The organism is Corynebacterium sp. HMSC058E07, assembly GCF_001809885.1.
In the GTDB taxonomy this organism is placed as follows: Bacteria; Actinomycetota; Actinomycetes; order Mycobacteriales; family Mycobacteriaceae; genus Corynebacterium; species Corynebacterium macclintockiae.
This window is the reverse complement of record NZ_KV799258.1, coordinates 1-8,145: the sequence shown is the minus strand read 5'-3', so window position 1 is coordinate 8,145 and position 8,145 is coordinate 1. Positions and strand designations below refer to the sequence as shown.

Here is an 8,145-nt window from a genome sequence, read left to right as displayed (position 1 = left end):
GTTGCAGCGGGCTGTGCCTGCGGCTGCGCTACGCCTGGCCGGTCGGCGGAAGAGTTGGGGTTGCTGGCATCATCTGAGGTAGTCACGCGTTATATTGTCCCACTTCCCTACCGGAAGTGATAACCGGACCAGCGACTTCCATCCGGTCCATCCCCTGGCGCGCCGAAATGTCGCAAAAGCTGCACCCAGCGCGCCGAAATGTCGCAAAAGTTGCACCCTGCGCGCCGAAATGTCGCAAAAGCTGCAAAGCATGTTTGCTACAAAACAATACTCGCCATACCTAAGCTCCTGACCTGCGTAAACGCCTATTAGTAATGGTTGCCACTAAAAGAAATGCAACAAAAACGACATTTACCCCTCATCGGGCACACCAAAGGGCACGCACCCACCTTCGTTCCACTCTCCCGATAGCGCCAGTGTCGCTAGAACGGGAATCCGGAACAGCCCAATTCCGCTAATGAAAATCCAAGACCCCCTGACCTGCGTTCTTACTTATCCGTGATCATGTTCGTTTAACAGATTCCCGTTCTAACGACATTTCCGGCGAAATCCACTCGCAGATTCCCGTTCTAACGACATCTGGACACTGCATGAGTTCTGGACACTGCATGGGTACTGGACACTACACGGGTTTTGGAAACTGCATGGGTTCTAGAAACTGCATGGGTTCTGGAAACTGCATGGGAAAGGAACCCAGACCCACAGACCCCGGACATACAAAAATCCACACCCCGCGTAGTTAAGGGCGTGGATCTTAGTTGCTATTTGCACCAGCTGGCCAGAGCTCTAAGCACCGACCGAGCCGCCCGGCACCACGCGACTGCGCTAGGCAGTGGCGCGGTGAGGGGGCGTCCAGAGTAGCACCTGGAAGCGCCCCGCTAGGAGCAGGCTCCTAGAAGTGGCGGCCGACGTGTGCCTCGTCGCGCATGCGCTTGACCATGTGCGGGTGGTGCAGCTCGAACGCCGGGCGCTCGGAGCGAATGCGAGGCATCGAGGTGAAGTTGTGGCGCGGCGGCGGGCAGGAGGTAGCCCACTCCAGGGAGTTGCCGTAGCCCCACGGATCGTCAACCGTCACAACCTCGCCGTAGCGGTAGGACTTAAAGACGTTCCACAGGAACGGAATCATGGAGACCGCCAGGATGAAAGCACCGATCGTGGAGATCTGGTTGAACAGGGTGAAGCCGTCCGTCGGCAGGTAGTCAGCGTAACGACGCGGCATACCCATGTTGCCCAGCCAGTGCTGCAGCAGGAACGTGGTGTGGAAGCCGATGGTGACCAACCAGAAGTGGATCTTGCCCAGCTTCTCGTCCAGCATGCGACCCGTCATCTTCGGGAACCAGAAGTACACGCCTGCGAAGGAAGCGTAAGCCACGGTACCGAACAGGGTGTAGTGGAAGTGCGCAACCACGAAGTAGGAATCCGAGACGTGGAAGTCCAGAGACGGGGAAGCCAGCATGACACCGGTCAGACCACCAAAGAGGAAGGTGGCGAAAAAGCCGATGGCAAAGATCATCGGGGTCTCGAAGGTCAGGCGACCCTTCCACATCGTGCCCAGCCAGTTGAAGAACTTCATACCGGTCGGCACACCGATCAGGAAGGTCATGAAGGAGAAGAACGGCAGCATAACGGCGCCAGTCACGAACATGTGGTGCGCCCACACGGCCATGGACAGTGCAGCAATCGACAGGGTTGCGAACACCAGGCCGACGTAGCCGAACATCGGCTTACGGGAGAACACCGGGAATACCTCAGACACGATACCGAAGAACGGCAGTGCCAGGACGTACACCTCGGGGTGGCCGAAGAACCAGAACAGGTGCTGCCACAGGATGGCGCCACCGTTGCCGGCGTCGTAAATGTGGCCACCCAGCTTGCGGTCGTAGAACACGCCCAGAGCAGCAGCGGTCAGCAGCGGGAAGATCAGCAGAACCAGCAGAGAGGTAACGAAGATGTTCCAGGTGAAGATCGGCATGCGGAACATGGTCATACCCGGTGCGCGGAGGCACAGGATGGTTGTAATCATGTTCACAGCGGAAGCGATGGTACCGATACCACCAACGCCAACACCCAGGATCCACAGTTCAGAGCCAACACCCGGAGAGTGAACAACGTCTGCCAGCGGCATGTACATCGTCCAGCCGAAATCGGCGGCACCGCCCGGGGTCAGGAAGCCGAGCAGCATAACGACACCGCCAGCGGTGGTCATCCAGAAGCCGAAGGCATTCAGACGGGGGAAGGCCACGTCAGGCGCGCCGATCTGCAGCGGCATGATGTAGTTCGCGAAACCGAACACCATCGGGGAGCCGTACAGCAGCAGCATGATCGTGCCGTGCATCGTGAACAGCTGGTTGAACTGCTCGTTGGACAGGAATTGCTGACCCGGCTCGAAAAGCTCGATACGGATCAGAAGGGCCATCAAGCCACCAATCATGAAGAAGGTGAAGGACATGATTAGGTACATGATGCCCAGAAGCTTGTGGTCGGTCGTGGTCAGCATCTTCCACGCGAGGTTGCCACGCGGCACCTCACCGAAAGGCGCAGGCCGAGCCGGGGAAACCTCGTGGCTTTCCCTTGGCGCTACTGCGGTCATTTGTTCCTCCTGACTACGCGTGACCTGCCTAAACTATCCGCCGAACCTCTCTGAATTCTGCGGATCCTCTGGGCAAGCCACCCAAAAGAATGTTTCCTCTGTCCTGTTCGCGCTGGATCAGCCTCGTCAATGACCGTTCCAAAACAGACACAGAATGCTTACATACTATCCCGTCAACGCGTTTTTCAATAGCCGTGGACGGGGCGGTCGTGGCAGAACCCACGTTTTCGGGGGTGCTGCTTCAGAAAAACCTTAGAAGTCCCAGTCGTCGTCGACGGTGTTCTCTGCCTTGCCGATCACATAGGAGGATCCGGAACCGGAGAAGAAGTCGTGGTTTTCGTCGCCACCTGGGTTCAGCGCGGACAGGATGGCCGGGGAAACGCGAGTCTCGTCAGCCGGGAAGAGGCCTTCGTAGCCCAGGTTGTTCAGGGCCTTGTTGGCGTTGTAGCGCAGGAAGCGCTTCACGTCTTCAGTCCAGCCGAGCTCGTCGTACAGATCTTCGGTGTACTGCGCTTCGTTGTCGTAAAGCTCCAGCAGCAGGTCGAAGGTGTGCTCCTTCAGCTCCTCCTGGCGCTCCGGGGTCTCCTTTTCCAGGGCGCGCTGGTACTTGTAGCCGATGTAGTAGCCGTGGACGGACTCGTCGCGGATGATCAGGCGAATAATGTCCGCCGTGTTGGTCAGCTTCGCGTGGGAGGACCAGTACATCGGCAAGTAGAAGCCGGAGTAGAAAAGGAAGCTCTCCAGCAGCACCGAGGCGATCTTCTTCTTCAGCGGGTCATCGCCCTCGTAGAAGTCGAGGATGATCTTGGCCTTATTCTGCAGCTTCTCGTTCTCTTCGGACCAACGGAACGCGTCGTTGATCTCTGGCGTGGAGGCCAGCGTCATAAAGATAGAGGAATAAGACTTCGCGTGAACGCTCTCCATGAAGGAGATGTTCGTCATCACAGCTTCCTCGTGCGGGGTAGCTGCGTCCTCGATCAGCTTCACCGCACCGACGGTGCCCTGGATGGTATCCAGCATGGTCAGGCCGGTGAATACGCGCATGGTGGACTGGCGCTCGAGGTCGTTGAGCGTCGACCAGCTCTGCACGTCGTTGGACAGTGGCACCTTTTCGGGTAGCCAGAAGTTGGCAGTGAGGCGATCCCACACTTCCAGGTCCTTGTCATCTGGGATGCTGTTCCAGTTGATGGCGGATACCGGATCGCCGTCGACGCGGTGTACGGGAGTGTGGGGTGCGTGCGCACTCATCGCTTCGTTTCTCCTTCTTACTTGTGTGCTTCGTTGCGTGCCGGTGGCCTTCCTAGCCACCGGCTGGTGCACTTCACCCCATCGTACCCCGTTCACCAGGTGGCCTCGCAGCCCTACTCCCCGACTGCTCTCCCCCTCAGCCCCTACACCCATTTTGGGGGTTTTTCTTTATGACGCCCCGTGCTTGCACTGGCACTGGTTTCAGTTAGGAAATGAGGGCGTCATCACATAAAGAGCATGTCAGGATTGGTTTACAGGGCAACCTAAGTAAAGACAGGCTCACCGATGAAGAAGCTACTCTGAACTGCATTGATAATATAAGGCAAGGCTGGGTTACCTAGCCGATTGGTTGTGCTCTTAGTACGTTGAGGGGCATGGAAATCAACGAGAAATTTCAAAAGCAACTGAACGAACAGGTCACCGCAGAGCACCAGGCCGCGCTGGTCTACACCCAGCTGGCTTATGAGCTGGATCGCCTCTCCTTCGACGGCATGAGCAGCTGGATGAAGGCTCAGGCGGATGAGGAGCGCGTACACGCTCAGAAGTTTGCACAGCACCTGCTGGATCGCGACGCTCGCGTGGATATCGAGACGATTGAGATGCCGTCTCTGAAAATCTCCACCCCGCTGGACGCCTTCGAGGCATCCCTGGAGCACGAGCGCAAGGTCTCCGCTTTGATCCGCGACCTGGTGAAGACTGCCGACGAGGTGGGCGATGTGGATTCCCGCAACCTGCTGAACTTCTTCCTGGAGGAGCAGATTGAGGAAGAGGCCACGGTCAGTGGCATCATCGACCGCATCAAGCTGGTTGGCACCGACGGCTCTGGCCTGCTGCGCATCGACGCGGAGCTGGGCAGCCGCTAACAGCTAGTACGAAGCCAACAAAAAGCCGACTGGGATTCCTCCCTGTCGGCTTTTCTCGCTTAGAGCATGCAGCTCACGCAGCCCTCGACCTCCGTACCGGTCAGGGCTGTTTGGCGTAGGCGGATGTAGTAGATCGTCTTGATCCCCTTGCGCCAAGCGTAAATCTGCGCGCGGTTAATGTCGCGCGTGGTCGCAGTGTCCTTGAAGAACAAGGTCAGCGACAAGCCCTGGTCCACGTACTTCGTGGCGACTGCGTAGGTATCGATGATCTTCTCATAGCCGATCTCGTAGGCGTCCTCGTAGTACTCCAGGTTCTCGTTCGTCATATACGGAGCCGGGTAGTACACGCGCCCGATCTTGCCTTCCTTGCGGATTTCGATCTTGGAGGCAATGGGGTGAATCGAGGACGTCGAGTTGTTGATGTACGAGATCGAGCCCGTCGGCGGGATGGCCTGCAGGTTCCGGTTGTACAGACCGTGGGCCTGCACGTCGTCCTTCAGCTGCTGCCAGTCCTGTGCCGTCGGCACCTGGATGCTGGAATTGCCGAAGATTTGGCGCACGCGCTCTGTCTTCGGTGCAAACTCGGCCGGATCGTAGCGGTCGAAGAATTCGCCGGTGGCGTACTCGGAGTTGTCGAAGTTGTGGAACTTCTCTCCGCGCTCCTGGGCGATCTTGTTGGAGGCCTTGAGTGCCTCGTACATCACAACCGCGAAGTAAGCATTCGTGAAGTCCAGTGCTTCCTCGGAGCCGTAGTGGATGTGCTCGCGGCCCAGGAATCCGTGCAGGTTCATCTGCCCCAGGCCAATGGCGTGGGAGTTGTCGTTGCCCTGGCGAACCGAAGGCACCGAGTCGATGGACGTCTGATCCGCCACGGCGGTCAGGCCACGGATAGCGGTCTCGATGGTCTTGGAGAAGTCCTCCGAGTCCACCGCCTTCGCAATGTTCATGGAGCCCAGGTTGCAGGAAATATCGTCGCCGATGGTCTTGTAGGACAGGTCGGCGTTGAACTCAGACGGGGTGGAGACCTGCAGAATCTCGGAGCACAGGTTGGAGTGGGTGATGCGCCCCTCGATCGGGTTGGCCTTGTTCACCGTGTCCTCGAACATGATGTACGGGTAGCCCGACTCGAACTGGATCTCCGCCAAAGTCTGGAAGAAGGCACGCGCGTTGATCTTGGACTTGTGGATCCGCGGATCCTCAACCATTTCCTCGTAGTGCTCGCTGATTGAGACATCGGCGAACGGCTTGCCGTAGACGCGCTCCACGTCGTACGGGCTGAACAGGTACATGTCATCGTTGCGCTTGGCCAACTCGAACGTGATGTCCGGGATCACCACACCCAGCGACAGGGTCTTAATACGGATCTTCTCATCCGCATTTTCGCGCTTGGTATCCAGAAAGCGCAGGATGTCGGGGTGGTGAGCGTGCAGGTAGACAGCGCCGGCGCCCTGGCGGGCACCCAGCTGGTTAGCGTAGCTGAAGGCATCTTCCAGCAGCTTCATCACGGGAATCACACCGGAGGACTGGTTTTCGATGTGCTTGATCGGCGCCCCAGCCTCACGCACGTTCGACAGCAGCAGAGCCACACCGCCGCCCCGCTTGGACAGCTGCAGCGCGGAGTTGATGGAACGGCCGATGGACTCCATGTTGTCCTCGATACGCAGAAGGAAGCACGATACCGGCTCGCCGCGCTGCTTCTTGCCGATGTTGAGGAAGGTCGGCGTTGCAGGCTGGAAACGGCCATCCATGATCTCGTCGACCAGGTTGGACGCCAACTCGGTATCCCCCGCAGCCAGGCCCAGCGCAACCATACACACGCGATCCTCGAATCGCTCCAGGTAACGGCGTCCGTCGAAGGTCTTCAGGGTGTACGAGGTGTAATATTTGTAGGCTCCCAGGAACGACTGGAAGCGGAACTTCTTCGCGTAGGCCTGCTTGAACAGGGACTTCACGAAGCTGAACTCGTACTGGTCCAGCACCGCGGGATCGTAGTACTCGTTGTCGATCAGGTACTTGATCTTCTCTTCCAGATCGTGGAAGTAGACCGTGTTCTGGTTGACGTGCTGCAGGAAGTACTGGTTGGCAGCCTCGCGGTCCTTGTCGAACTGAATCTCCCCTGCTTCGTTGTACAGGTTCAGCATCGCGTTGAGCGCGTGGTAATCCAGCTGTTCGCGCTGGTCAACGGGCTCCTGGACCTTTTTTCCAAGCTCGTTGGCGGTCATGTGTATGTGTTCTCCTCAAAATCTCGCGCCGAATTATGCTCGCGCTAATGTGTTCGTTTCGATTCTAATAAGCACCCCCGGACAACCGCGGGGTGACTTTTGTTACTTGTGGTGTGTTTATCCGTCAGCTCGCAAGGTCCCACCGGCCTTCCTGACGCAGAGAGTTCTCAAACTCCGCCAGTCCTTGCCTCACCCTGCGTACATCCTCTTCGGTGCCCATCAGCTCAAAGCGATAGAGGTACGGGACGTGACATTTGGCCGAAATGATCTCGCCTGCCTTCGCAAAGTCCGAGCCGAAGTTCAGGTTTCCCGAGGCGATCACTCCGCGCAGCCACTTTCGGTTCTGCTCCACGTTCAAAAACTTGATCACTTGCTTTGGAACCGGTCGCGAGAAGTCCCCCGTCATCCCCGCTCCCCCACCATATGTCGGCACGACCAAGACATGCGGTTGGTCGATGAGCAGCGGGGCGTCACGACGCTTGAGAGGGATGCGGCAGGAAGGCAACCCGAGCTTGCGCACGAAACGGTGGGTGTTCTCCGTCGTGGAAGAAAAATACGTGATCAGCATTGAGCCTCATTAGGGAACTGGACAGCGCATTAATTTCCCGACCTGCGACGGTGCAGGTCGGGTAACACTGGGGTTTAAGCGGCCTCTACAGCCAGGGTGCGAATGCGATCCGGGCGGAAGCCAGACCAGTGATCCTCACCGGCAACAACCACGGGAGCCTGCAGGTGACCCAGCGCCATAACGTAGTCGCGGGCATCATCGTCGAGGCTGATGTCTACGAGTTCGTACTCAAGACCGGCCTTGTCGAGGGCCTTCTTGGTGGCGTTGCACTGAACACAGGCGGGCTTGGTGTAGACGGTGATCATGGCGGCTGTCATTCTCCTGAAAGTGTTGAAACTGTGGCCCCGGTGGCAATAGTTTTTGTGGGCACTATCGGTGTTGATCTAGTTGGTGGTTGTCGTGCGAGGCGCTAGTGGTGCATCCGGGATTCCCGGTTTCACCTTGTCCTCATTGACTTGCTTAAGACTACACATCACACGCGTGTAAGACAACCGCTAAAACACAACATTTTGGGGGTCAAGGAAAGCGTGAGCACCATATATAGTAGTTACAAGCTGAGTATTCGCAGGTGGCGGAATTTCCCACCACTACATCTAGCCACATGAAAAACATGCATGTAATTTCAGGGTTAAGTAGCAAAAAGTGTGTCTGACT

At 57.6% G+C, this 8,145-nt stretch carries 6 protein-coding genes; 1 reads left to right on the top strand and 5 read right to left on the bottom strand.

From position 1 onward, the window contains the following. Positions 1-892 precede the first annotated feature (892 nt). Both ctaD and nrdF read right to left on the bottom strand, forming a co-directional pair. Positions 893-2,590, bottom strand: a complete 1,698-nt coding sequence (gene ctaD, locus HMPREF2678_RS02335) for an aa3-type cytochrome oxidase subunit I (protein WP_034969547.1) — start codon at positions 2,588-2,590, stop codon at positions 893-895. Positions 2,591-2,842: 252 nt separating this feature from the next. After that, a complete protein-coding gene (gene nrdF / locus HMPREF2678_RS02330) occupies positions 2,843-3,838 on the bottom strand; it encodes a class 1b ribonucleoside-diphosphate reductase subunit beta (protein ID WP_070550675.1) in 996 nt (331 codons plus the stop codon). Between the two features lie 374 nt (positions 3,839-4,212). On the opposite strand from nrdF, the gene HMPREF2678_RS02325 reads away from it, so the two are divergent. After that, positions 4,213-4,701, top strand: coding sequence for a ferritin (locus HMPREF2678_RS02325; protein ID WP_034969555.1), 489 nt, complete (start codon positions 4,213-4,215; stop codon positions 4,699-4,701). A gap of 59 nt (positions 4,702-4,760) precedes the next feature. Here the strand turns inward: HMPREF2678_RS02325 and nrdE are convergent, their stop codons facing one another. The 3 genes from nrdE to nrdH form a co-directional block, all read right to left on the bottom strand. Then, positions 4,761-6,923: a class 1b ribonucleoside-diphosphate reductase subunit alpha gene (gene nrdE / locus HMPREF2678_RS02320; protein ID WP_083303393.1), complete on the bottom strand. Its 2,163-nt coding sequence runs from the start codon at positions 6,921-6,923 to the stop codon at positions 4,761-4,763. Between the two features lie 124 nt (positions 6,924-7,047). Continuing rightward, positions 7,048-7,491, bottom strand: a complete 444-nt coding sequence (gene nrdI, locus HMPREF2678_RS02315; protein WP_070550673.1) for a class Ib ribonucleoside-diphosphate reductase assembly flavoprotein NrdI — start codon at positions 7,489-7,491, stop codon at positions 7,048-7,050. A gap of 74 nt (positions 7,492-7,565) precedes the next feature. Next, positions 7,566-7,796, bottom strand: a complete 231-nt coding sequence (nrdH, locus tag HMPREF2678_RS02310; protein ID WP_034969565.1) for a glutaredoxin-like protein NrdH — start codon at positions 7,794-7,796, stop codon at positions 7,566-7,568. Positions 7,797-8,145 lie beyond the last annotated feature (349 nt).